Genomic DNA, 21,387 nt, shown 5'->3' on the forward strand with positions numbered 1-21,387 from the left:
CGGGTTGCGGCAACGGGTAGGGCTCGCGGCAGTCGAATCCGGTATGAGCGGCATGGGCGATCCAAGCGGTGCGCCCCTTTCACCCTCTTTCGACGTCGCCGAGCCGCCGCTCAGCGGGCGGTGCGCCGCACGTAGTCGACCAGATCCCGCTCCACCGCCGCCCAGCTCAGGCCGAGCTGCTCCGGGGCCGCCAGCGCCGCCTCCTTCCGGAAGTGCAGCACGGACTTGAAAAAGGCCATCGCCTTGGCGAACCCGAACCGGGCGACCAGGCGGTGCACGGCCAGATAGGCGACGCCATAGCGGCCCGCCACCTCCGACTCCGGGGTCTTCTCGCCGGGCGCGGCCAGCTCGATGTCGCGGTTCCACTTCTTGACGAACCGGCGCACCTCAGCCATCGCCGGGTACGCCGCAGGTTTGGCCCCGTTCGCCCCGGCCTCCTCGGCCAGGCCTTCGACCAGCCACCAGGCGCCGTAGCCGCCGGAGGCCCCGGCCAGCGAGGAGGCGTGCGCCAGCTCGTGGCGCATCAGCTCGCCCAGCCCGGCCTGCGTCAGGTAGGCGCCGTTGAGCACCAGCTCGTAGCGCTCGCGCGTCACCGGGATGGCGACGCCCCCGGCCCAGTCCGGCGGGTGGCCGCCGTACCAGCGTTCCCACTCGCGGCTGTCCGCGTAGTACACCGGGTAGCGGCTGGGCGGGGTGCCGACGGCGTACCGGTCGGCGACCTTCGCGGCCTTCTCGGCCTCGCGGAGCAGCATGGGCAGCTCCCGTTCGAAGACGGGCGTGGTCGCGACCACGGTGCGCGCGCCGGCCAGCGCGACCAGCTCGTCGGTCTGCCAGGGCGCGCCGCCGTCCTTGTCGCCCGGCTCCCAGTACAGCAGCACCGCCCGGCCGTTCTCGATGCGCCAGCGCATGAACGACGGCGTCCGGGACTCGTTGCACACCGCGACGACGAAGCACGGCGTGCTGCTCAGCCGCACCTGCCACTCGTCGTTCGGGCTGGGACTCGGCTGGTAGCCGCGGTCGGTCCACGCCGCCACCTGCATCGCCCGCAGCGAGCGGAACTGGATCCGCAGCCGGTCGAGGGCATCGGTGGCGGTCGGCTCGACCACCGACAGGTAGGCCTTCTCGTCCCCGGCGAGCAGGGCCTCGCGCTGCACGGTCAGCGCCGCGTCGATGCGCTCCTTGACCCAGGCCTGGCGCACGCTCAGCTTGTCGTCCGGCCGCGGGCTGGGCGCGGTGCCGGGGGTCTGCGTGCCCGCCGCGGCGAGCTGGTCGAGCACCGGCGGGACCAGCACCACCGCCAGGCCGCCGGCGGCCGCGCAGGCCAGCGTCAGGCCCGTGGCGACCAGCGCGATCACCCGGCCCCAGCGGCGGCGCGGCCGGTGCAGCAGCGCCGGATCCGGCCAGAGCGTGGGGTACGGGTGGAGCGTGGGGTACGGGTGGGGCGCCCCGAAACCGGGCGGCGGGCCCGGCGCCGGCTGCGGACCCGGGACCGCGTACGACACCGGGTACGGATCCGGCTCGGCGCGCTGCGCCGGAACGGGGTGCGCGGTCGGGACGGGCGGCGAGGATCCGTCGGTGGAATGGGCGGCGTCCTCGGCGATCACGGACGAGGACGCTACCCACCTGAGCGGCCGAGGTGATTCGGCCGGACGGTCACTTCTTCGAGATCAGCGCCCGTCCGAAGAAGGCGAGGTTGGCGGGGCGCTCGGCGAGCCGGCGCATCAGGTAGCCGTACCACTCGGTGCCGTAGGGCACGTAGACGCGCAAGGTGTGCCCGGCGCGGGCCAGGCGGGTCTGCTCCTCGGGGCGGATGCCGTACAGCATCTGGAACTCGAACTCGTCCGGCGCGCGGTCGAACCAGCGGGCCCGGTCCTGCGCGATGGCGATCAGGCGGGGGTCGTGGGTGGCCAGCATCGGGTAGCCCTCGCCCGCCATGAGGATGTTCATGCACCGCACGTACGACTTGTCCACTTCCAGCGGCGCCTGGTAGGCGACGTGCTCGGGCTCCTTGTACGCCCCCTTGCACAGCCGCACCCGGGACCCCGCGGTGGCCAGCTCCCGGCAGTCGCCCTCGGTGCGGCGCAGGTACGCCTGCAGCACCGCGCCGGTGCCCGGGTGGTCGCGGCGCAGCCGGGACAGGATGTCCAAAGTCGAGTCGGTGGTGGTGTGGTCCTCCATGTCCAGGGTGACCGTGGTGCCCAGGCCCGCGGCGGCCTCGCAGATCTCGCGGGCGTTCTTCTCCGCGAGCTGCTCGTCGAAGGCCTGGCCCAGCGCGGACAGCTTCAGGCTGACCTCGGCGGTGGCCACGGTGACCCCGCCGCCGCCCTCCTTCGGCGCGGTCAGCCCGGCGTGGCCGAGCGCGGCGAGCAGCTCCAGGTACGCCTCCTTGGTGGCGTTGGCCTGCTCGGCGGTGAGGGTGTCCTCGCCCAGGTTGTCCAGGGTGATGCAGAGGCCGGCGTCGGCGAGCTGCCGGGTGGCGGCGAGCGCCTCGCCGGTTCCGGAGCCGGCGACGAAACGCTTGACGACGTCCCGGCTGACCGGGGCGGTCTCTACGAGCCGTTCCACCTTCTGGGATCGGGCGGCGGCGAGGATCACGGAGCGAAGCATGCTGGCAGCGTAACCCGCCTGCGCCGAAGGGCTCACGGGACTCCTGCCCGTTGTATACAAGAACACTGCTCGATATCTCGGTGAAGGGAGGGTTGTGTGCGTCGGCTACAAACTTCAGCTGTGAACTCGAACCCGCTCCGCTCCCCCGCCGTGATCATCGGTGGGGTCGTGCTGCTCGTCGCCGGCCTGGCCTGTGCCCTGGACGACGATGACGACGACTGCTGGGGTCAGCCCGACCCCCAGCAGACCGTGTTCGCCGCCGGCAGCTCCGGCATCCGGCTGGCCGAGCCCCCCGCCCCTACCGAGGCGCTGCCCGATTCGGGCGGCTTCGGCACCCACCTCGCCTCCTGCGGCGGCTGACCGCCCGTGCAGCGTCATCAGCTCGAACCGCGCCCGGACTGGCGGGAGAAGGTCCGGGCGCAGGGCATGCTCTACGCCGACACCAAGCTCGACGACGGCGCCACCACCCCGTACTGGGACGAGTCCGCCTGCTACTCGTTCACCCTGGACGAGGTGCTCCGGCTGGAGGAGGCGACCGAGGAGCTGCACCGGATGTCGCTGGCGGCCGCCAAGCACGTGGTCGAGCAGGACCGGTGGGCCGACTTCGGCATCCCCGCCTGGGCCGTGGACGAGGTGCGCCGGGTGTGGCGCGAGCAGCCGCCGACCCTGTACGGCCGGTTCGACCTCTGGTACGACGGCAGCGGTCCGCCGAAGATGCTGGAGTACAACGCCGACACGCCCACCTCGCTGCTGGAGGCGGCGATCATCCAGTGGTTCTGGCTCACCGACACCCGGCCGGACTCCGACCAGTGGAACAGCCTGCACGAGCGCCTGATCGCCGCGTGGCGCCGGCTCGGCCCCCAGTTCGCCGCGGGCCCGGTGCACTTCGCGTGGTCGAACCTGGAGGAGACGTTCGAGGACCTGATGACCGTCGGCTACCTGGCCGACACCGCGCATCAGGCCGGGCTGGACGTGCGGGTCACCCCGATGCTCGACATCGCCTGGGACGGGCGGCGCTTCCGCGACAGCGGCGGCGACCCGATCAGCACGATCTTCAAGCTGTACCCCTGGGAGTGGATGGTCGCCGAGCCGTACGGGCGGCTCGCGCTGGACCCGGGGACCCCGACCACCTGGATCGAGCCGGCCTGGAAGCTGCTGCTGTCGAACAAGGCGCTGCTGGCCGTGCTCTGGGAGCTGTACCCGGGCCACGAGCTGCTGCTGCCGGCATACCTGGACGGCCCGCGGGACATGACCGAGTACGTGGCCAAGCCGCTGCTCGGCCGCGAGGGGGCTAATGTGCGGATCGTCACTGCGGCAGGTGAGCAGGTCACGGACGGTATCTACGACACCGGTGGCCACTGCTTCCAGGAGTTCCGTGCGCTGCCTTCGTTCCAGGGCAACCACGTGGTGCTGGGTTCATGGATCATCGATGGCGAGTCGGCGGGGCTGGGACTACGGGAGAGCACCAGCCTGATCACCGACGGTCACGCTCGCTTCATACCCCACTATGTTGACACCCCACGCACGCCGTAGGTGCACTACCTTTGTCGGGTGAACTTCGATGCGTACGCCCGAACGGCTGTTGATCTTGTCAACGCGCCGCTGGACGACCTGAGCCAGCTCCGCGCTGTCCTGCCGGGGCCGGACTGGATGTGCGAGGACGCCACCGAACGCGACCTGCAGGTGTTCCGCAAGGCACAACGGCGGCTGCGCGAGGTGTTCGAACACGGCGCGCACGGCCGCGAACGCGAGGCCGTCGAAGAGCTCAACTCGCTGCTCGAAGCCCATCCGGTGCACCCCCGCATCTCCGGCCATGAGTCCGGGAACTGGCACATCCACGTCACCAGCCGCGGCTCCGCGGTCAGCGCCGAGTACCTGGCCGGCGCCGTCTGGGGCCTGTCCGTGTGGCTCTGCGAGTACGGCAGCGCCCGGTTCGGCGTCTGCGCCGACGACCGCTGCGGCAACGTCTACCTCGACACCTCGTCCAACAACTGCCGCCGCTTCTGCTCCGAGCGCTGCGCCACGCGCTCGCACGTCGCGGCCCACCGCGCCCGCAAGAAGGCCGCGGTCACCGAGCTGGCCCACAAGGCCCAGCTCAAGCCCACCGTCCCCCAGCAGCCCAGCCTGACATCGGTCGGCTGACGCCGCCTCCAACCTCAGGGCCGCTCCCTCCGGGAGCGGCCCTCTGCCATGCAAGGAAGGGCACCTTGCAAACCACATACGTAGAGGAAGGGCACCTTCCCAACCGCCGGAGACGGCAGCCGCAGGCTGCACGCCCCGGCGGGGCGGTGGGGGCGGTGGGTGGGTTGGTCAGGAGCGGGTGGGGGCTACGCCGGCGGCGAGGTGGGTGCGGGCGAACGCCAGCGCCTCGGCCAGGTCGGCCTCGCGGGCGGCGCGGCTGCCCGCCTTGCGGGTCGCCACCTCCATCGCCACCGAGCCGGTGAACCCGCGCCGCTCCAGCCCTTCCAGCAGCCGCGCGCACGGCTGGGTGCCGCGGCCGGGCACCAGGTGCTCGTCCCGGCCCTCGCCGGTGCCGTCGCCCAGGTGGATGTGGGCCAGCCCCGGCCCCATCGTGTCGGCCATCTCCAGGGCGTCGGACCGCGACGCCGCGCAGTGCGACAGATCCAGGGTGTACGAGTCGTACCCGGCCTCGGTCGGATCCCAGCCCGGGTGGTACGGCACGACCTGGCGGCGGCCCATGCGCACCGGGTACATGTTCTCCACCGCGATGCGCACCCCGGTGTGCCGGTGCGCCAGCTTGCCCACCGTGTCCGCGAAGCCCCGGGCGTAGTCGCGCTGCCAGGTGAACGGTGGGTGCACCACGACCGTCGGCGCGCTCAGCGTGTCGGCCAGGATCACCGCACGGCGCAGCCGCTCCTTCGGGTCGCTGCTCCAGACCCGCTGGGTGACCAGCAGGCAGGGCGCGTGGATCGACAGCACCGGCACGCCGTAGTGCCGGGACAGCCCACGCAGTGCGCCGGCGTCCTGGCTCACCGCGTCGGTCCACACCATGACCTCGACCCCGTCGTATCCCAGCGACGCCGCCAGCTCGAACGCTGCGGCGGTGGGCTCGGGAAAAACGGACGAGCTGGACAGGAGCACGGGAACGGACACGTTGTCCAGGGTAGCCCCGGTCACCCCGCGGAGAGCTGATCCAGGCGCGTCAGGATGACGCCCTCCCGCAATGCCCAGGGGCAGATGCGCAGCTCATCGATGCCCAGTCGGCGCATTGCGGCCTCCGCCACAACCGCTCCGGCGAGCAGCTGATGGGCGCGACTGGCGCTGACTCCGTCCAGTTCGGCCAGACCGGCCGACGGGATGCGCTGGATGAAGCCGCGCACCTGGTGCAGGCCCTGCAGGGTGAGCGCGCGAGGGGCCCAGAGCCCGTCGCCGCTGGGCGCGGCGCCGGCCAGCCGGGCCAGCGAGCGGAACGTCTTCGAGGTCGCCGCGGCGATCTCCCAGCCCTTCAGCCCGTCCAGCTCCCGGTGCATGAGCTGCTCGTCCACGTAGGACTGCAGGGCGGCCAGCTCCGCCGCGCCGGGCGGGTCGGCCCGCAGCCAGCGCCGGGTCAGCCGGCCCGCGCCCAGCGGCAGCGACACCGCCACCGTGGGCTCCTCGTCGATGCCCGCCGCGATCTCCAGCGAGCCGCCGCCGATGTCCAGCACCAGCAGCCGGCCCGCCGACCAGCCGAACCACCGGCGTACCGCCAGGAAGGTCATCCGGGCCTCGTCCTCGCCGGAGAGCACCCGCAGCTCGACACCGGTCTCCTCGTACACCCGGCGCAGCACCTGGGCGGAGTTGGTGGCGTCGCGAACCGCGGAGGTGGCGAACGCCATCAGCTCCTCCGCGCCCTGCTGCTCGGCCGCGGTCTTGGCCTGCTCACAGGCCTTCACCAGCGCGTCGGCCCCGGCGATGGTCAGCTCCCCCGCCTCGCCGAGCTGCTCGGCCAGGCGCAGCCGCTCCTTCTGGGAGTGCGCGGGCCACGGGTGCGCACCGCGGTGCGCATCGACCACCAGGAGATGAACTGTATTGGATCCGACATCGAGGACACCAAGCCGCATGCGCCTACGTTATCGGTGCCCGCCGCCGCCGTAGGCTGGGATCGTGGACCATGAGGGCGAGACTTCGCTGGACTTCCCGCGGGAGTGGATCGAGTTCGCCGACCCGGCGGATCCGGCCCACCTGATCCGTGCCGACCTGACCTGGCTGCTGTCGCGCTGGACGTGTGTGTTCGGCAGCGCCTGCCGGGGCATCATCGCCGGGCGGGAGGAGGAGGGCTGCTGCTCGCACGGCGCGTTCTTCACCGACGCCGACGACGTCAAACGGGTCAAGGCCGCGGTCAAGCGCCTGGACAAGGACACCTGGCAGCACCACGTACGCGGCTTCGAGAAGTGGACCGAGCTGGACGAGCTGCACGACGAGAAACCGGCCCGGCGCACCGCCGTCCAGCACGGCCCCGACGGCGAGGAGGGCCCCTGCGTCTTCCTCAACGACGCCGACTTCCCGGGCGGGGGCGGCTGCGCCCTGCACGCCCAGGCGCTGCGCGACGGGGTGCACCCGCTGACCTACAAGCCCGACGTGTGCTGGCAGCTGCCCGTCCGCCGGGATCAGCAGTGGGTCAAACGCCCCGACGACACCAAGATCCTGGTATCGGTCATCGGCGAGTTCGACCGGCGGGGCTGGGGCGCGGGCGGCCACGACCTGCACTGGTGGTGCACCTCCTCGCCGGACGCGCACGTCGGCACGGAACCGATGTACGTCAGCTACGCCCCCGAGCTGACCGCGCTGGTCGGCGAGCAGGCGTACGCCCGGCTGGCCGAGATGTGCGCCGAGCGCGACAAGCGCGGCCTGGTCGCCGAGCACCCCGCCACCGTCGAAGCCCGCCGGCGCACGCCGCTCAAACTCATTGCCCGCCCGGCTAACCTCGATTCATAAGCCTCAGAGGAGTGGACATGAGCGAGGAGCAGCTGCGCGGACGGCAGGTCCCCGTCCCGCCCGCGGTCGACCACGAGGAGCGCCTCGCCGCGCTCGACGACGTCGACGAGATCGAGCCCGGCCCGCAGGGCTTCGGCGCGGCCGTCGACGAGATCTTCGCTGCGCACACCGACCTGCTCGCCCGGCTCGCCCAGTGAGCGAGGTCTACGTCCCGACGTACGCCGACGTGCTGGCGATCGCGGACCGGCTCGGCGTCGCCGTGCGCGATCCCGGGCTGATCGAGTCGGCGGTGGCCCGCCCGCGCAGCAGCGTGTTCGGCGCGGACGCCTACCCGGACCTGTGGACGAAGGCGGCGGCCCTGCTCCAGTCGCTGACCCGCAACCACCCGTTCGTGGACGGCAACAAGCGCATCGGCTGGATCACGGCCACCGCCTTCCTCACCGTGAACGGTGCGGTGAGCCGCCGCCGCCTCGCCGCCCTCGACCAGGACGCCGCATACGACCTGGTCATCGCGGTCTGCACCGGCGAACTCCGTGACATCGAGGAGATCGCCCAAGCCCTCCGCGCCCTCTACTGACCCGCGGCGCTTCGCGGCCGCTCGTGCACTTTTCGGGGAAACCGCGACAATCGGCGACCGGATTCGCGCAGTTTCCCCGAAAGTGCGGAGGCCTACACGGGTCCGTCGACGGGGGGCAGGGTCCGCTGGGTGTAGCCGGTCGGGATGGTCACCGTGAGGGGGGCGAGTGAGTCCGTGTTGCGGGGCTGCCACTCGAAGTCCATCCGGTTGCGGGCGTCGCCGTCGGGCGTCTGCTTGACCGTCTCCCGGCGGACCGCCCGGTAGGTCTCGGCGTCCACCCACAGTTCGTCCGAGCCGTCCTCGAACTCCAGGCGCAGGTGCAGCACTGCCCGGCCGTCCAGGTCGACGGGGCCGACCAGGGTGTAGCCGTCGCCGCGGCGCAGGGCCGCGCGCAGCTCCTCGGGGGTGCCACCCGCCGGGCCGGACGGCCGCTCGCCGTTCAGCGCCCGGTCGAGACGCAGGAAGCTCCGGTCCTGGTGGAAGACCTGCGTCATGGTGAGCGTGTCGTCGCGTACCAGCTGCCAGAGGTCCATCGTCGCCGTGCCGCCGGGTGCCGACAGGTGAGTGATGCGCGAGTCGCCGGTCGTCTGGTCGAACCACCACTCGCCGTGCTCGGTGGTGCCGCGGTAGGTGGTGGTCGAGACGATGTGCTGCACGTCGTCACCGGCCAGCGCCGCCACGGCCCGCTCGGACACCATGCCGACGGTCAGCAGTTCCGGCGCGGGGCGTGGGCCCGGGTCCGCGGTCGGGGCGGCGGGGGTGCCGCCCAGCGCCGTCATCGCGACCGCCACCACGGCCGCCAGGCCGAACACGCCGGCGCCGACCGCCCGGCCCGCGGTTCGCCGCCGGTTGCGGCGGGCCGCCCGGTCCAGCAGGTCCGGGCTCGGCCGCAGGTCTGCGGTGTGCTCCCGCATCCCTGCCGCCAGTTCGTCTTCCAGTGAGCTGTTCATGAAGGTGCTCCGATCCGCAGTGGGGATTCGTCGAGAGCCCAGGCCGCCGCGATCTCGCGCAACCGGGCCAGGCCGCGCGAGGCGCTCGATTTGACCGTGCCGACCGAGCAGCCGAGCACCGCCGCGGCCTCGGCCTCGCTGAGCTGCTCCCAGTAGCGCAGCACCAGCACGGCCCGCTGCCGGGGCGGCAGCTGCGCCAGTGCCTGCACCAGCGCGTGGCGCAGCGCGAGTGAGTCCGTGCCGTCGGAGTGCGCGGGCGGCTCGACCGTGGCGACGACCTCGCGCCGCCGCAGCCGCCGCCGCCAGCTGTCCACGGCCAGGTGGTACATGGTGCGGCGCAGGTAACCCTCGGGGTCGCCGTCGATGCGGCGCCAGGCCCGCATCATCCGTTCCAGGGCCGCCTGGAGCAGGTCCTCTCCGGCGGTACGCCCGCCGCTGAGCAGGGTCGCCGTGGCCAGCAGGGCCGGGCCGCGCGAGGCGACCAGGTCCGCCAGTCCGGCGTACGCGTCTCGTGACCGCACAGGCTCTCCTTTCGTCGCCCACCAAGGACGACGCCCCCGACCCGAAGGTTGACAGCCTGCCGGTACGAAAAAGCCCCGCCCGTGCCGCGGGACCCGGCAGGGGCGGAGCATGGAGAGGCCGCGAATACGACTTACGGCTCGAACTTGTAGCCCAGGCCGCGGACGGTGACGAGGTAGCGGGGCGTGGACGGCTCGGGCTCGATCTTCGAGCGCAGCCGCTTCACGTGCACGTCGAGGGTCTTGGTGTCACCGACGTAGTCGGCACCCCAGACCCGGTCGATCAGCTGGCCGCGGGTCAGCACCCGGCCCGCGTTGCGCAGCAGCAGCTCCAGCAGCTCGAACTCCTTCAGCGGCAGCTGCACCGGCGCGCCGTCGACGGTCACCACGTGCCGTTCCACGTCCATCCGGACCGGGCCGGCGGCCAGCGTGCCGCCCGCCACCTCGACCACGTCGGTGGTCTGCCGGCGCAGCACCGCCCTGATGCGGGCGACGAGTTCGCGCGGGGAGTACGGCTTGGTCACGTAGTCGTCGGCCCCGATCTCCAGGCCGACCACCTTGTCGATCTCGCTGTCCCGTGCGGTGACCATGATGATCGGCACGTGCGAGCGCTGGCGCAGCTGGCGGCAGACCTCGGTGCCGGACATCTCCGGCAGCATCAGGTCGAGCAGCACGATGTCCGCGCCGGTGCGGTCGAACTCGGTGAGCGCGGCGGTGCCGGTGGCCGCGACGGACACCTCGAAGCCTTCCTTGCGCAGCATGTACGACAGCGCGTCCGAGAACGACTCCTCGTCCTCGACGACCAGTACGCGGGACATCACGCCCACCTTTCGCAGTTGCCAGTCAGCCGGTCTGTGCCGGTCGTGCGGGGTTCGCAGCAGCCGCGGGGGTCGCGTCCTGCGCTGCGAGGTTCACGGCGTCGGCCGCGTGGTTCAGGGGCGCGGGGGCGTCGGGCACCGGCGCCGCATCGATCTCAAAGGAGGCGGGTAGCGGAAGCATCGCCTCCGGTGGTCGGGCAGGTAACCGGAGGGTGAACGTCGAGCCTCCACCCAGGCGGCTGCGCACGTCGACGCGGCCCCCGTGGTTGGTGGCGATGTGCTTGACGATGGCCAGGCCGAGGCCGGTGCCGCCGGTCGCCCGCGAGCGGGCCTGGTCGGCCCGGTAGAAGCGCTCGAACACCCGGTCCAGGTCTCCCGGCCCGATGCCGATGCCCTGGTCCGACACGCTGATGTCGACCCGGTCCCCCTCGGCCAGCGCGCTGACCACGACCGCGGAGTGCTCGTGCGAGTACGCCACGGCGTTCTCGACCAGGTTGCCCAGGGCCGTGGCGAACTGGTTGTCGTTGCCGTACACGGTCAGCCCGCGGGTGCCGATGACGACCAGCTCGATGTGCTTGGCGGCCGCGTTGGTGCGGGCGCGGTCCAGCGCCTCGGCCACCACCGCGTCCACCGCGACCGGCTCGGGGTCGGGCAGCCGCTCGGCGCCCTGCAGCCGGGACAGCTCCAGCAGCTCCGACACCAGCCGGCCGAGCCGGGTGCTCTCGCGCTGTATGCGCTCGGCGAACCGCCGGCTCGCCACCACGTCCTCGGCCGCCTGGGCCGCCGCGGCCTCCGGGTCGGCCGGCTGCTCGTCCGGCGGCTCGGTGGCGTCCAGCAGCGCCTCGGCCAGCAGCTGCAACGCGCCGATCGGGGTCTTCAGCTCGTGGCTCACGTTCGCCACGAAGTCGCGGCGCACCCGCTCCACCCGGTGCGCGTCGGTGACGTCGGCCGCCTCCACGCAGACCAGCCCGCCGCCGACCGCCACCGCGCGCAGGTGCACGCCCAGCGGCTGCGACTCGCCCAGCTCGCGGCCGCGCGGCAGGTCCAGCTCCACCTCGCGCGGCACGCCCGTGTGGCGCACCTGGCCGGCGAGCGTACGCAGGATCGGGTGGGCGGCGATCGTGCCCGGCACGGCGCTGGCCCGCAGCATGCCCATGGCCCGCGCCGACCGGTTGGCGAGCACGACCTGGTCGGTGCCGTCGAGCAGCACCACGCCCACCCGCAGCGCGTCGAGGCTCTTGCGGCCCAGCCCGGCCAACGGGTCGCCGACCGGCGGCGCGCCCAGCCCGGACGGCCCCAGCGCGTTCACCGCGCGTGCCGCACGTCGGTGCGCCTGGTAGCGGGCCAGCAGGAGGCCCGCGGCGAGGCCGAGCACGATGCCGACGGCGATCGCCAGCATGAGCGTGCCGCCGTCGGGGGGCGCTGCCAGTACCTTCACGTTGCGATCGTAGGTCAGATCATTCCACCAACGGTCTCGTACAAATCATCTGTAACCTGGCCATATACGGCATTGGTTGCACAGTGTTCACCGTCGCGCCCGCTCCCGTTCACCGGCGTTCAACTTCCGGCCGTGCGCGCCGCCTACCGTGGTGCGGACCAGAGCCCCCCATCGTTACTGGAAGTGATCAATGCGCGAGGAGTTCCGTGCCGACCTGCTCGAGGTCGGCCGCCTGCTGGTCTCCATGGCCGAGGCGGTCCGCACCGCGATGAGCGCGGCGACCACCGCCCTGCTCAGCGCCGACAAGGAGGGCGCCGAGCGCGTCATCGCCCGCGACGAGGAGATCAACGCCCTGTTCCGCGCCGTCGAGGAGAAGGTGCTCCGGCTGCTCGCGCAGCAGGCCCCCGTCGCCTCCGACCTGCGCATGGTGATCACGTCGCTGCACATCGGCACCGACCTGGAGCGCATGGGCGACCTGGCCGAGCACGTGGCCAAGTCGGCGCTGCGCCGGCACCCGGCGGTCTGCGTGCCCGCCGAGCTCGCCGGGGTCTTCGGCCAGATGGCCAACATCGCCGACCGCATCGCTGGCAAGATCACGCTGGTGCTCGCGTCCCGCGACATCGAACGCGCCGCCGAACTGGAGCGCGACGACGACGCCATGGACGAGCTGGAGAAGGCGCTGTTCGAGAAGCTGCTCAACTCGGAGTGGACGCACGGCGTGGAAGCCGCCGTGGACGCCGCCCTGCTGGCCCGCTTCTACGAGCGCTACGCCGACCACGCCGTCAACGCCGGCCGCCACGTCATCTACCTGGTCACCGGCGAATCCTGACCGGTGTGCGCCGCAACGGCGAACGGGGCGGTGCGCGACCTGCGCACCGCCCCGTTTCCGCAGGCCGGGTTACTTGAGCGTCGCGCCCGTCAGGCCGGACTGGACCTGGCGGTGGAAGCCCAGGTACACGGCCAGGATGGGGAGCATCGCGATGGTCATGCCAGCGAACAGCCGCGCGAAGTCCGTCTCGTAACGGGCGTTCGTCGCCAGCTCCAGCAGACCCTGGGTGAGCATCTTCTTGTCGGAGTCCTTCATCAGCACGGTCGGCAGCAGGAACTGGTTCCACTGGCCGATCACGTTGAAGATGCCGATGCTGATCAGACCAGGCTTCGCCATCGGCATCATGACCTGGAAGAACAGCCGCACGTGCCCGGCCCCGTCCACCGACGCGGCCTCCGCGATGGTGGTCGGCAGCGTCCGGAAGAAGGCGTGCAGGAAGAACACCGTGAAGGGCATGGAGTACGCCACGTACACCAGGATCAGTCCCAGGTGCGTGTTCAGCCCGATGACCTCTTCCAGGCCCAGCGCCTTGGACATGTCCTGCACCAGCAGGAACAGCGGCAGGATGCCCAGGTAGATGGGCAGCGTCAGGCCGGCGACGAACATCCAGTACACGGCCCGGTTGCCGCGGAACGGGTAGCGCGCGAGCACGTATGCCGCCATCGCGCCGAGCAGCATGGTCAGTGTCACGCTGCCGAGCAGCACGATGATCGTGTTCAGGAAGAACTCGCCGATGTTGCCCTTGGTCCAGGCCCGGCCGAAGGCGCCGAAGAGCCACTGCTCGGGCAGGCCGAGCGGGTCGTGGATGATCTCGTCGTCGGTCTTGAACGACTGGATGACGGCCCAGATCAGCGGGATGGTGACCAGCAGGCCCCAGACCGCGAGGAAGATGTGGGCGAAGGCGTTGGCGGCGTATCCCTCACGCTGCTTGACCGGCGCGGCGGGCGGCGCGGGGGGCGCGGCCGCGGCGGGGGCGTCTGCGGTAACGGTGGTGGCCATCTCGTATACCTCTCAGAACTCGAGCTTGTCGCGGCTGCGGGTGAGCCGGAACTGCACACCGGCCAGCAGCATCGTCAGCAGGGCGATGGACATGCCCATCGCGCAGGCGAACGCGAAGCCGTCGTAGCGGCTGCTGCGGAAGGCGCTGGTGAGCATCCACGAGCTCATGACCTCGCTGGCGTTGTTCGGGCCGCCACCGCCGGCTCCCGGGGTGAGGCCGATGACCAGCGCGTAGAAGTCGAGTGCGGCGATGCCGAGGTAGATCCAGGCGACCGAGACGTGCTCGCGCAGCAGCGGCAGCGTCACCCGGAAGAAGGTCTGCACGCGGGTCGCGCCGTCGAGGGTGGCGGCCTCGTAGATGTCCTTCGGGATCGACTGCATGGCCGCCGAGAAGAGCACCAGGTAGAAACCGACGCCGCCCCAGATCGCGACGCCGATGAGGCAGATCAGCACCACGGGCGCGTCGAGCGTGAACGCGCCGAGGTGGATCGGGGGGATCACCGAGTCGGATTCGGCGAGGAACAGCAGCGGCTTCTCCTCGTCGACCAGGCCCAGCGACATCAGCACGGCGTTGATCATGCCGCCGTCGTTGCTCTGGAACACGCGGCGCCAGATCACCGCGACGATGGCGATCGACAGCACCTGCGGGAAGAAGAAGATGAACTTGTACAGCGACGAGCCGCGCACGCCGCGGATGCCTGCCTTGTCGCCCCGGCCGCCGACGTTCAGCATGAACGCGAAGAACAGCGCCAGCAGGATCGTGACGATGGGGAACACCGTGAGCACGACCGCGTTGTGGCCGATGGCCCGCAGGTAGACCTCGTCCTTGAGGAGTTCCAGGTAGTTGCCTAGGCCTACGAAGCCGTACTCGGGGCTGAACCCGTTGAAGTCGGTCAGCGAGAAGTACGCCGTACGCACGTAGGGGATGAGGACGTACACCACGTAGAGCAGGACCGGGGCGAAGAGGAATCCTGCAATGAAGGGCGCTCTGCCGTTCCGCATGATCAAGTTCCTTTGCTGACAGCTGCGAGGGGAACGGGCGGGATGCCGGGGCAGCCACAGACCAGGTGAGCCGCGTTCCGCGGGGGTGGGGCCGGCCGGGCCGGCCCCACCCGTGATCGGGAGACCCGATCACCGGACGATCAGGCGGTGCGCTTCTGCTTGACGATCTTCTCGTCCTTGGCCACCTCGTCGGCGACCTTCTGCACGGCGGCCATGAAGGCGTCCGGCGTGGACTTGCCCGCCAGCAGGTCGGTGGCGGCGTTGCCCACGGCCGTCACCAGCGGGGCGTACCAGCCCTCGTAGCGCCAGCTGATGACCTCGGGGGCGGCCGCGGCCACCTTCGAGGCGGAGGTCAGGGCGTTGGAGATGGTCAGGCCGTCGGCGGCGCCCTTGACGACCGGCAGGGACTTGGTGAGCTCGGCGAACTTGCGCGCCTGCTCCTTGCCCAGCATCATGCGCAGGAACTCCAGGCCGCCGGCCGGGTTCTTGCTCCGGCTCGGAACGATGAAGCCCTCGCCCGGCGCCGCGTGCACGGTGCCGTACTTGCTCTTGTCCGAAGCGGAGATGTTCCACGGCGGAGCCACGGCCAGCTTGACCCCGGCCGGGATGGTCTTGGCCATCTCGCCCTCGAGCCACGAGCCGCACCAGATGAACAGGGCCTTGCCGTCGAGCACGGCCTGCTGCGTGGTGGTGTGGTCGAGACCGGACGCGCCGGCCTGCACCCAGCCCTTGGCGGCCATCTCGGCGAGGCGCTCGGCGGTCAGCTTGACCGCGTCCTGCTTCCACGCGTTCGGCTCAAGGTTGTCGATCTTCATGAAGGCGTCGAGGCCACCGGCCATCCAGATGAACTCGTTCACCACGTTGAAGATGTACCAGGGGTGGACGCCCTGGAACGTGAAGGCCGCGATCTTGTCGGCCTTCGCCTTCTCCGCCAGCGCCGCGAACTCGTCCCAGTTCTTCGGCACGGTGTAGCCCTTGGTGGCGAACAGCGTCTCGTCGTACCACATGCCGTAGATCGAGTACGCGTAGTTCAGGGTGTACGGCTTGCCGTTGAACAGGCCCGACTCGACCGTGCCGGCGACCAGGGTGTCCTTGACCTTGACCTTCGGGTCGTCGTAGCTGGGCGCGTCGAGCAGCTCGGTGAGGTCGCGCAGCTGGTTGCCCTGGATGACCGGGCCGACCGGGATGGTCTCGGGGGACGAGTTGTTCAGCAGGTCCGGCGGGTTGCCGCCGTAGAAGCGCGGCTGGTAGTCGGTGAGGATCAGCTTGGAGAACTTCAGGTCGACCTTGCTGCCCGGCCACTTGGCCTCGTAGGCGGCCACGTCGAACTTGGCGTAGTCCTCGCCGAAGCCGCCGTTGAAGAACGCGACCTCCAGCGGCTGCTTGTCACCGACGCCGAACGGGTTGGCCTCGGTCTTCTCGCCGGTGGTGCCACCGTCGCCGTCCTCGCTGGCGCACGCGGCCAGGGCGCTGATGGCGGGGGCGGCGAGCAGACCGGCGGCAGCGGCCCGGCGCAACACGGTGCGGCGGTTCAGCTCCGACGGGCTGTCGGGGGTTACGGTCATGACAATCTCCTCGTACGAGATATCGCGGCGCGTCGGGCCCTTCCGGCGCGTCGCTGCACTTCGATCTGGGGTTGCGCTTCCCCGGGGAGACCGGGAAACGTCACGCCGCGGGGCGTGACCAGATACCGCAGCGGTGCGTCGTTCGACGTCGCCGCGTCTACCGGCACAGATGCGCCGGAGTTCATGTGACGGCCCGGGGCCGTGCGGGTGGACATCGCTCACACCACCTCCCGGAGGCGGTGGCCGGCGACCGCCTGGGCGGTGCGCTGGAACGCCGCGTGCGCACGCTCGTGGGTGCGCTGCGCGACGGCGATGTACAGCAGGTCGAGCACGACCAGCTGCGGGTGCCGGGCCGAGAGCGAGTCCGGCCGGAACGTGGTGGCCTGCGTCGCCGTGGTGAGCACGACGTCGGCGACGTCGGCCAGCGGCGAGCGGGGGAAGCTGGTGAGCGCGACCGTGATCGCGCCGCGGCTGCCGGCCTCGGCGACCATCTCGATGGTCTCCCGGGTCTGGCCGGAGTGCGAGATGCCCAGCGCGACGTCACCGGCGCTCAGCAGCGCGGCGCTGGCCAGGCCGTTGTGCACGTCGGGCCAGGACCAGGCGGCGATGCCGATGCGGTGCAACGAGAACTGCATCTCCGCGCCGACCAGGGCGGAGCCGGAGGCCCCGTAGATGTCGACGCGGTCGGCGGCGGCGATGGCGTCGGCGGCGCGCTCGACCTCGACCAGGTCGGTCATCGCGGCGGTGTCCTGCATGGCCCGCGTGTCGGCCGCCATGATCTGGCCGAGCACGCGTTCCAGCGGGTCGCCCGGCTCGATCTCGCGTCCGATGTCGACGACCCAGCCCGCGGAGCGGGCGGCGCGGCCGGTCTCCCCCGCGATGGCCAGCCGCAGATCGGCGTATCCCTCGAAGCCGACCGCCCGGCAGAACCGGGTGATGGTGGCGGGCGAGGTGTGCGAGCGCTCGGCGAGTTCGACGATGGTGGCGCGCGAGGCGCCGGAGGGATCGGTGAGCACCTGTTCGGCGACCCGCCGCAGAGCGCCCGTGAACTCGGGAAGCTTGGCGCGCAAACGGGCGAGCACGCTGTCCGTGCCGGCCGTCGGGTACGCGCCTCGTTCCACGTTCGTCAACCTCTTTTAGGAAGGAGTGTTAACTGTATGTGGAAAGAATTCTTACTTAATTTGGCGCTGTGTCAACAGTCACGTCGGTCGTTTTCAAACCGTTACTTTGCGACATCCTTCGATGGGATGAGCGCCCGATCGGCCATTCGGTGGAGTCGATGTCACCCGATTATCACGACACTGCGGCTCACGCCGACGGTGCGTCGCGATCCCATGCCGATCAGGCGAAAGCGGGCTCGACCGTCTCTTGTAGGGCGATCTCCGCCGCCCGGATCGACGCGGCCCGCGCCTCGCGCCGGCGGGACGTCCACAGGTGACCCGCCGCGCCCAGCAGACCCACCGCACCGCACACCAGCCAGTGCCACGGGCCGAGGTGCTGCAGGCTCCAGCCGCCCACCGACGGCGCGACGAACCCGGCCGCCGGGAACACCAGGAAGAAGACGCCCTGGTAGCGACCGCGCAACGCGGTCGGGGCCAGCTCCGCGATGATCGAGGCGTTCGGCGGCGCGGCCAGCATCTGGCCGACCGTCCACACCGAAGCCGCGGCCACGTACACCCAGAGCCGATCGGCCAGGAAGACCGTGCTGTATCCCAGCGCGAGCAGCGCGAACGCCGCCGCCAGCACGACCGCGTGCCGGCGTGCCCCGATCAGGCGCGGCACGAACAGCTGCCCCACCACGATCATCGCCCCGCCCAGCGAGACGACCAGTCCGTACGCGGACGGGCGCAGCCCGTCGCCCTCCATCGCCAGCTGCAGGATCGACTGCCCCTGCACGGTGAGCAGGGCCAGCAGGAAGGTCAGCCCGACGAAGGTCAGGAACACCCGGTCCCGCAGCACGACCCCGAGCCCGCCCCGCTGCCCGGAGCGGCCCGCGGTGGCGGCCCGCCCGCGCCGCAGGGTCTCCGGCACCAGCCGCCAGACCAGCAGTGCGGTCACCGCGGTCATGCCCGCGTCGATGAGGAACAGGGCGAGGAAGCTGAACTCGGCGATCACCCCGGCCAGCGCCGCGGCGATCGCACCGCCCATGTTGAACGCCCAGAACTGCAGGTTGAAGGCGCGCGAGCGGTCGGCTTCGGGCAGCACGTCGACGATGGCGGCGACCACGGCCGGGCCGGGCAGCGAGTGCGCCAGGCCGACGGCGGCGGCCAGCACCGCGATGAGCCAGATCGGCCGGGCCAGGCCGAGCCCGACCATCAGCGCCGCGGCCGTGGTCGTGCCCGCGAGGTACGTCGCCTTGCGCCCCCACCGGTCGGCCAGCACCCCGCCCAGCAGGGTGCCGCCCGCGCCCCCGGCTCCATACGCGCCGACCACGAGGCCGGCGACGGCGACGGACGCGCCGCGCGCGGTGGTCAGGTAGATCGGGAGCAGCAGCATGCCGAACGCGCCCACCCGGTTGACGAGCATCGCCGAGAAGAGCATCCAGAAGGTGCGCGGCAGCCCGCTCACCGACTCCCGTACGAACCGCATACCCGTCCTCACACCGCCTGGAGCGCCTCGGCCCGCCGCTCGCGGGCCGGGCCCGACCAGAGCTGACCGGCCGCCGCGACGATAGCGATCACACCGCAGCCCAGCCACAGCGCCTCGTCCCCGAGGTGCTGCTGCACGTAGCCGCCGAGCACCGGGGCCGCGAATCCGGCCACCGACCAGGACAGCGACATCACTCCCTGGTAACGACCACGCATCGCGGCCGGGGACAGCGCGGCGGTCAGCGTCGAGTTCGACGGCGAGTTCAGCATCTCGCCGACCGTCCAGATCAGCACGGTCAGCGCGTAGAAGGCGGCCGAGTCGGCGAACGCGGTCAGCCCGAAGCCCAGCCCGATGATCAGCGCCGCCACGGCGAGCACCCGCGAGCGGTCGTACGACCTGATCAGTTTGGGGATGAACAGCTGCCCGGCCACGATGAGCACGCCGTTGAGCGCGATGACCAGGCCGTACTGCTGCGCGGGGATGCCGTCGCCGGTCATCGCGATGGGCAGCGTGGACAGGTGCTGCATGAACACGAACGAGATCAGCAGGTTCACCGCGACGAACCCGAGGAACACCCGGTCGCGCAGCACCGTGCCGATGCCCGCCCGCTCGACCGGCGCATGGGGTGCGGCCGCGGGCCGCTCCCGCTTCGGCTCGCGCACCTGGAGCAGGATGAACAGGAACGGCGCGAGCGCGGTCGCGGCGTCCACCAGGAAGATCAGCTTCGGCTCGGCCGCGGCGGCCAGCCCGGCCAGCGTCGCCGCCACGGCGAAGCCCACGTTGACGGCCCAGTAGTTGAGCGTGAACGCGCGCAGCCGGTCCTTCTCGGGCACCACGTCCACCATCAGCGCCTGGAAGGCCGGCCGCGACGCCTCGCCGACGAGCCCGAACAGGAACGTCAGCGGCGCGATCATCCAGAAACCCTGGGCGAAGGCCAACGACACCAGCAGCACCACGCCGCCCAGGTGCGCCACGAGCAGGGTTATCCGCCGCCCGATCCGGTCGGCCGCGACGCCGCCCGCCATGGTGCCGATCGCGCCGCCCGCCGCCCACAACCCCAGCACCAGGCCGGATTGCGACGGCGAGAAGCCCTGCACGGTGGTCAGGTAGATCGTCAAGTAGACGATCACGAAGCCGCCGGCCCGGTTGATCAGCGACCCGGTCCACAGGTACCAGTACGTGGCGGGCAGCCCGCCCACGGTCTCGGCGAACCAGCGCCGCACCCCACCAGGGCGGTCGGACTCACGCGGCGACGGAGGCAAGGTCCGCTCCTTCCACGACCGGCTTCGGCTCGGCCAGGGCGCGGGCGCGGCGCTCGCGGACCGGGCCGCTGAGCAGCTGACCGACCGCGACGACGACGCCCAGCAGGGCCAGCACCAGCCACAGCGTGGCGGGCGGGGCGTACTGGAGCAGCGCGCCACCGGCCACCGGGGCGACGAAGTTGGCGGCGGTGAAACCCATCGAGGCGACGCCCTGGTAGCGGCCCCGCATCGCGGGCTGCGACAGGTCGGCGATCAGCGTGCCGTTGACCGGGGCGTTCAGCATCTCGCCCGCGGTCCACACGACGACGGTCAGCATCAGCATGGGCACCGTGCCGGCGATCGCGGTCGCGCCCATGCCGAAGCCGACGAGCAGCGCCGACAGCGCCAGCACCCGGCTGCGGTTGCGGCCCGCCAGGAGCTTCGGCACGAACAGCTGGAAGGCGACGATCATGATGCCGTTGACGGCGATGACCGTGCCGTAGTCGGCGGCGTCCATGCCCCGCTGGTGCATCGCGATGGGGATCAGCTTGCAGGACTCGATGATGATCCAGAGTCCGAGGTTGAGCAGCACGAAGGTCATGAAGACCCGGTCGCGCAGCACCGTCGCGATGCTGCCCTCGACCGGCACGCGTACGGCCGTGGCCCGCGCCCGGCCACCCGTGCCCGGCAGCACGGTCTCGACCGGCTGGGTCTCCGGCACCCGCCAGAACACGATCGCGGCCATGGTCAGCTGGGCCGCCGCGTTGAGCAGGAACACGGTCAGGTGCGGGGTGCGCGCCAGCACGCCGGCCAGCACCGCGGCACACGAGAAGCCCAGGTTGATGGCCCAGTAGTTGAGGTTCATGCCGCGCATGCGCAGGCTCGGGCCGAGCACGTCGACCATGGTCGCCGAGAAGGCGGGACGCCCCAGCCCGTTCCAGAAGCCGTACACCGCGGCCAGCGCGGCGACCGCGACCGGCTGGAACACGAAGCCGAGCACCACCGCGGTAGCCGCGAGCGCGACGTTGGACAGCAGCAGCGAGGAGCGGCGGCCCCAGCGGTCGGCCAGCACGCCGCCGGCCAGCGAGCCGAGCGCCATGCCGCCGCCGAACAGGCCGAGCACGAGACCGGCGAAGGTCGGCGAGAAGCCGTACTCGACCACCATGTGGATCTCGAGGTACAGCATCACGAACGCGCCGGTTCGGTTGATCAGGGTGCCGGTCCACAGATACCAGAAGATCTTCGGCAGTCCACCCGCCGTCTGCGCCAACCAGCCCCGCACGCCGCACCCCTGTAATGCTCGCAACCCCACTCGGTGC

The 21,387-nt window shown here is 71.3% G+C and carries 21 protein-coding genes and 1 pseudogene; 7 read left to right on the forward strand and 15 right to left on the reverse strand.

Annotation, left to right across the window (positions count from 1 at the left end):
* Window positions 1–110 precede the first annotated feature (110 nt).
* Both ACFQO7_RS09665 and ACFQO7_RS09670 read right to left on the reverse strand, forming a co-directional pair.
* Window positions 111–1,604 carry a hypothetical protein gene (locus tag ACFQO7_RS09665; protein WP_376806044.1) on the reverse strand — a complete coding sequence of 498 codons (1,494 nt, stop codon included), beginning with the start codon at window positions 1,602–1,604 and terminating at the stop codon, window positions 111–113.
* A 49-nt stretch (window positions 1,605–1,653) separates the two neighbouring features.
* On the reverse strand, window positions 1,654–2,607 hold the full coding sequence (locus ACFQO7_RS09670; protein ID WP_376806045.1) for a proline dehydrogenase family protein: 954 nt from the start codon (window positions 2,605–2,607) through the stop codon (window positions 1,654–1,656).
* Between the two features lie 120 nt (window positions 2,608–2,727).
* Here ACFQO7_RS09670 and ACFQO7_RS09675 point away from each other — a divergent pair, with 120 nt between their 5' ends.
* The 3 genes from ACFQO7_RS09675 to ACFQO7_RS09685 are packed head-to-tail and all read left to right on the forward strand — an operon-like array spanning window position 2,728 to window position 4,749.
* A complete protein-coding gene (locus tag ACFQO7_RS09675) occupies window positions 2,728–2,967 on the forward strand; it encodes a hypothetical protein (protein ID WP_230687110.1) in 240 nt (79 codons plus the stop codon).
* Window positions 2,968–2,973: 6 nt separating this feature from the next.
* Window positions 2,974–4,140: a glutathionylspermidine synthase family protein gene (locus ACFQO7_RS09680; RefSeq protein ID WP_376806046.1), complete on the forward strand. Its 1,167-nt coding sequence runs from the start codon at window positions 2,974–2,976 to the stop codon at window positions 4,138–4,140.
* Window positions 4,141–4,158: 18 nt separating this feature from the next.
* On the forward strand, window positions 4,159–4,749 hold the full coding sequence (locus tag ACFQO7_RS09685) for a CGNR zinc finger domain-containing protein (protein ID WP_360531275.1): 591 nt from the start codon (window positions 4,159–4,161) through the stop codon (window positions 4,747–4,749).
* Between the two features lie 168 nt (window positions 4,750–4,917).
* Here ACFQO7_RS09685 and ACFQO7_RS09690 read toward each other — a convergent pair whose 3' ends face one another.
* Window positions 4,918–5,721: a sugar phosphate isomerase/epimerase family protein gene (locus tag ACFQO7_RS09690; protein WP_360531272.1), complete on the reverse strand. Its 804-nt coding sequence runs from the start codon at window positions 5,719–5,721 to the stop codon at window positions 4,918–4,920.
* A 20-nt stretch (window positions 5,722–5,741) separates the two neighbouring features.
* Window positions 5,742–6,668, reverse strand: coding sequence for a Ppx/GppA phosphatase family protein (locus ACFQO7_RS09695; RefSeq protein WP_360531269.1), 927 nt, complete (start codon window positions 6,666–6,668; stop codon window positions 5,742–5,744).
* Between the two features lie 43 nt (window positions 6,669–6,711).
* On the opposite strand from ACFQO7_RS09695, the gene ACFQO7_RS09700 reads away from it, so the two are divergent.
* The 3 genes from ACFQO7_RS09700 to ACFQO7_RS09710 are packed head-to-tail and all read left to right on the forward strand — an operon-like array spanning window position 6,712 to window position 8,119.
* Window positions 6,712–7,542, forward strand: coding sequence for a DUF3109 family protein (locus tag ACFQO7_RS09700; RefSeq protein WP_376806047.1), 831 nt, complete (start codon window positions 6,712–6,714; stop codon window positions 7,540–7,542).
* A 17-nt stretch (window positions 7,543–7,559) separates the two neighbouring features.
* Window positions 7,560–7,739, forward strand: coding sequence for a hypothetical protein (locus tag ACFQO7_RS09705; RefSeq protein WP_376806048.1), 180 nt, complete (start codon window positions 7,560–7,562; stop codon window positions 7,737–7,739).
* Entirely contained in the window at window positions 7,736–8,119 is a 384-nt protein-coding gene (locus ACFQO7_RS09710) for a type II toxin-antitoxin system death-on-curing family toxin (RefSeq protein ID WP_376806049.1), read from the forward strand. The genes ACFQO7_RS09705 and ACFQO7_RS09710 overlap by 4 nt, the downstream gene beginning before the upstream one ends.
* 92 nt (window positions 8,120–8,211) lie before the next feature.
* Here the strand turns inward: ACFQO7_RS09710 and ACFQO7_RS09715 are convergent, their stop codons facing one another.
* From ACFQO7_RS09715 to ACFQO7_RS09730, 4 genes and pseudogenes are all read right to left on the reverse strand, one after another.
* Complete coding sequence (locus tag ACFQO7_RS09715; protein ID WP_376806050.1) at window positions 8,212–9,069, reverse strand: hypothetical protein; 858 nt, start codon at window positions 9,067–9,069, stop codon at window positions 8,212–8,214.
* Window positions 9,066–9,590: a SigE family RNA polymerase sigma factor gene (locus ACFQO7_RS09720; RefSeq protein ID WP_376806051.1), complete on the reverse strand. Its 525-nt coding sequence runs from the start codon at window positions 9,588–9,590 to the stop codon at window positions 9,066–9,068. The genes ACFQO7_RS09715 and ACFQO7_RS09720 overlap by 4 nt, the downstream gene beginning before the upstream one ends.
* Before the next feature lie 131 nt (window positions 9,591–9,721).
* On the reverse strand, window positions 9,722–10,405 hold the full coding sequence (locus tag ACFQO7_RS09725) for a response regulator transcription factor (protein WP_120317276.1): 684 nt from the start codon (window positions 10,403–10,405) through the stop codon (window positions 9,722–9,724).
* 139 nt (window positions 10,406–10,544) lie between these two features.
* Window positions 10,545–11,804 (reverse strand): annotated as a pseudogene (locus ACFQO7_RS09730) (sensor histidine kinase); the annotation flags it as partial.
* A 229-nt stretch (window positions 11,805–12,033) separates the two neighbouring features.
* Between ACFQO7_RS09730 and phoU the strand changes: the two are divergent.
* Complete coding sequence (gene phoU / locus ACFQO7_RS09735; protein WP_360531251.1) at window positions 12,034–12,672, forward strand: phosphate signaling complex protein PhoU; 639 nt, start codon at window positions 12,034–12,036, stop codon at window positions 12,670–12,672.
* 69 nt (window positions 12,673–12,741) lie between these two features.
* Here phoU and ACFQO7_RS09740 read toward each other — a convergent pair whose 3' ends face one another.
* From ACFQO7_RS09740 to ACFQO7_RS09770, 7 genes are all read right to left on the reverse strand, one after another.
* Window positions 12,742–13,671: a carbohydrate ABC transporter permease gene (locus ACFQO7_RS09740; RefSeq protein WP_376806052.1), complete on the reverse strand. Its 930-nt coding sequence runs from the start codon at window positions 13,669–13,671 to the stop codon at window positions 12,742–12,744.
* Window positions 13,672–13,683: 12 nt separating this feature from the next.
* Window positions 13,684–14,673, reverse strand: a complete 990-nt coding sequence (locus tag ACFQO7_RS09745; protein ID WP_376806053.1) for a carbohydrate ABC transporter permease — start codon at window positions 14,671–14,673, stop codon at window positions 13,684–13,686.
* Window positions 14,674–14,813: 140 nt separating this feature from the next.
* Window positions 14,814–16,238 (reverse strand): N-acetylglucosamine/diacetylchitobiose ABC transporter substrate-binding protein, encoded by a 1,425-nt coding sequence (ngcE, locus tag ACFQO7_RS09750; RefSeq protein WP_360531239.1) that lies wholly within the window; start codon window positions 16,236–16,238, stop codon window positions 14,814–14,816.
* Window positions 16,239–16,456: 218 nt separating this feature from the next.
* Entirely contained in the window at window positions 16,457–17,359 is a 903-nt protein-coding gene (locus tag ACFQO7_RS09755) for a MurR/RpiR family transcriptional regulator (protein ID WP_360531236.1), read from the reverse strand.
* Between the two features lie 220 nt (window positions 17,360–17,579).
* Window positions 17,580–18,827, reverse strand: a complete 1,248-nt coding sequence (locus ACFQO7_RS09760; RefSeq protein WP_376806054.1) for an MFS transporter — start codon at window positions 18,825–18,827, stop codon at window positions 17,580–17,582.
* Window positions 18,828–18,835: 8 nt separating this feature from the next.
* Window positions 18,836–20,050, reverse strand: a complete 1,215-nt coding sequence (locus ACFQO7_RS09765) for an MDR family MFS transporter (protein ID WP_376806104.1) — start codon at window positions 20,048–20,050, stop codon at window positions 18,836–18,838.
* Between the two features lie 19 nt (window positions 20,051–20,069).
* The gene (locus ACFQO7_RS09770; protein WP_376806055.1) at window positions 20,070–21,350 is read right to left on the reverse strand and encodes an MFS transporter; all 1,281 of its coding nucleotides are present in this window, start codon (window positions 21,348–21,350) and stop codon (window positions 20,070–20,072) included.
* Window positions 21,351–21,387 lie beyond the last annotated feature (37 nt).

The sequence above is a fragment of the Catellatospora aurea genome, from assembly GCF_042663325.1.
Taxonomy (GTDB): Bacteria; Actinomycetota; Actinomycetes; order Mycobacteriales; family Micromonosporaceae; genus Catellatospora; species Catellatospora aurea.

Excerpts from the sequence above, each read along its gene's own strand:
- ACFQO7_RS09670 (WP_376806045.1), bottom strand. The coding sequence starts at position 2,607 with ATGCTTCGCTCCGTGATCCTCGCCGCCGCCCGATCCCAGAAGGTGGAA.
- ACFQO7_RS09695 (WP_360531269.1), bottom strand. The coding sequence starts at position 6,668 with ATGCGGCTTGGTGTCCTCGATGTCGGATCCAATACAGTTCATCTCCTG.
- ACFQO7_RS09705 (WP_376806048.1), top strand. The coding sequence starts at position 7,560 with ATGAGCGAGGAGCAGCTGCGCGGACGGCAGGTCCCCGTCCCGCCCGCG.
- ACFQO7_RS09715 (WP_376806050.1), bottom strand. The coding sequence starts at position 9,069 with ATGAACAGCTCACTGGAAGACGAACTGGCGGCAGGGATGCGGGAGCAC.
- ACFQO7_RS09725 (WP_120317276.1), bottom strand. The coding sequence starts at position 10,405 with ATGTCCCGCGTACTGGTCGTCGAGGACGAGGAGTCGTTCTCGGACGCG.
- phoU (WP_360531251.1), top strand. The coding sequence starts at position 12,034 with ATGCGCGAGGAGTTCCGTGCCGACCTGCTCGAGGTCGGCCGCCTGCTG.
- ACFQO7_RS09740 (WP_376806052.1), bottom strand. The coding sequence starts at position 13,671 with ATGGCCACCACCGTTACCGCAGACGCCCCCGCCGCGGCCGCGCCCCCC.
- ACFQO7_RS09745 (WP_376806053.1), bottom strand. The coding sequence starts at position 14,673 with ATGCGGAACGGCAGAGCGCCCTTCATTGCAGGATTCCTCTTCGCCCCG.
- ngcE (WP_360531239.1), bottom strand. The coding sequence starts at position 16,238 with ATGACCGTAACCCCCGACAGCCCGTCGGAGCTGAACCGCCGCACCGTG.
- ACFQO7_RS09760 (WP_376806054.1), bottom strand. The coding sequence starts at position 18,827 with ATGCGGTTCGTACGGGAGTCGGTGAGCGGGCTGCCGCGCACCTTCTGG.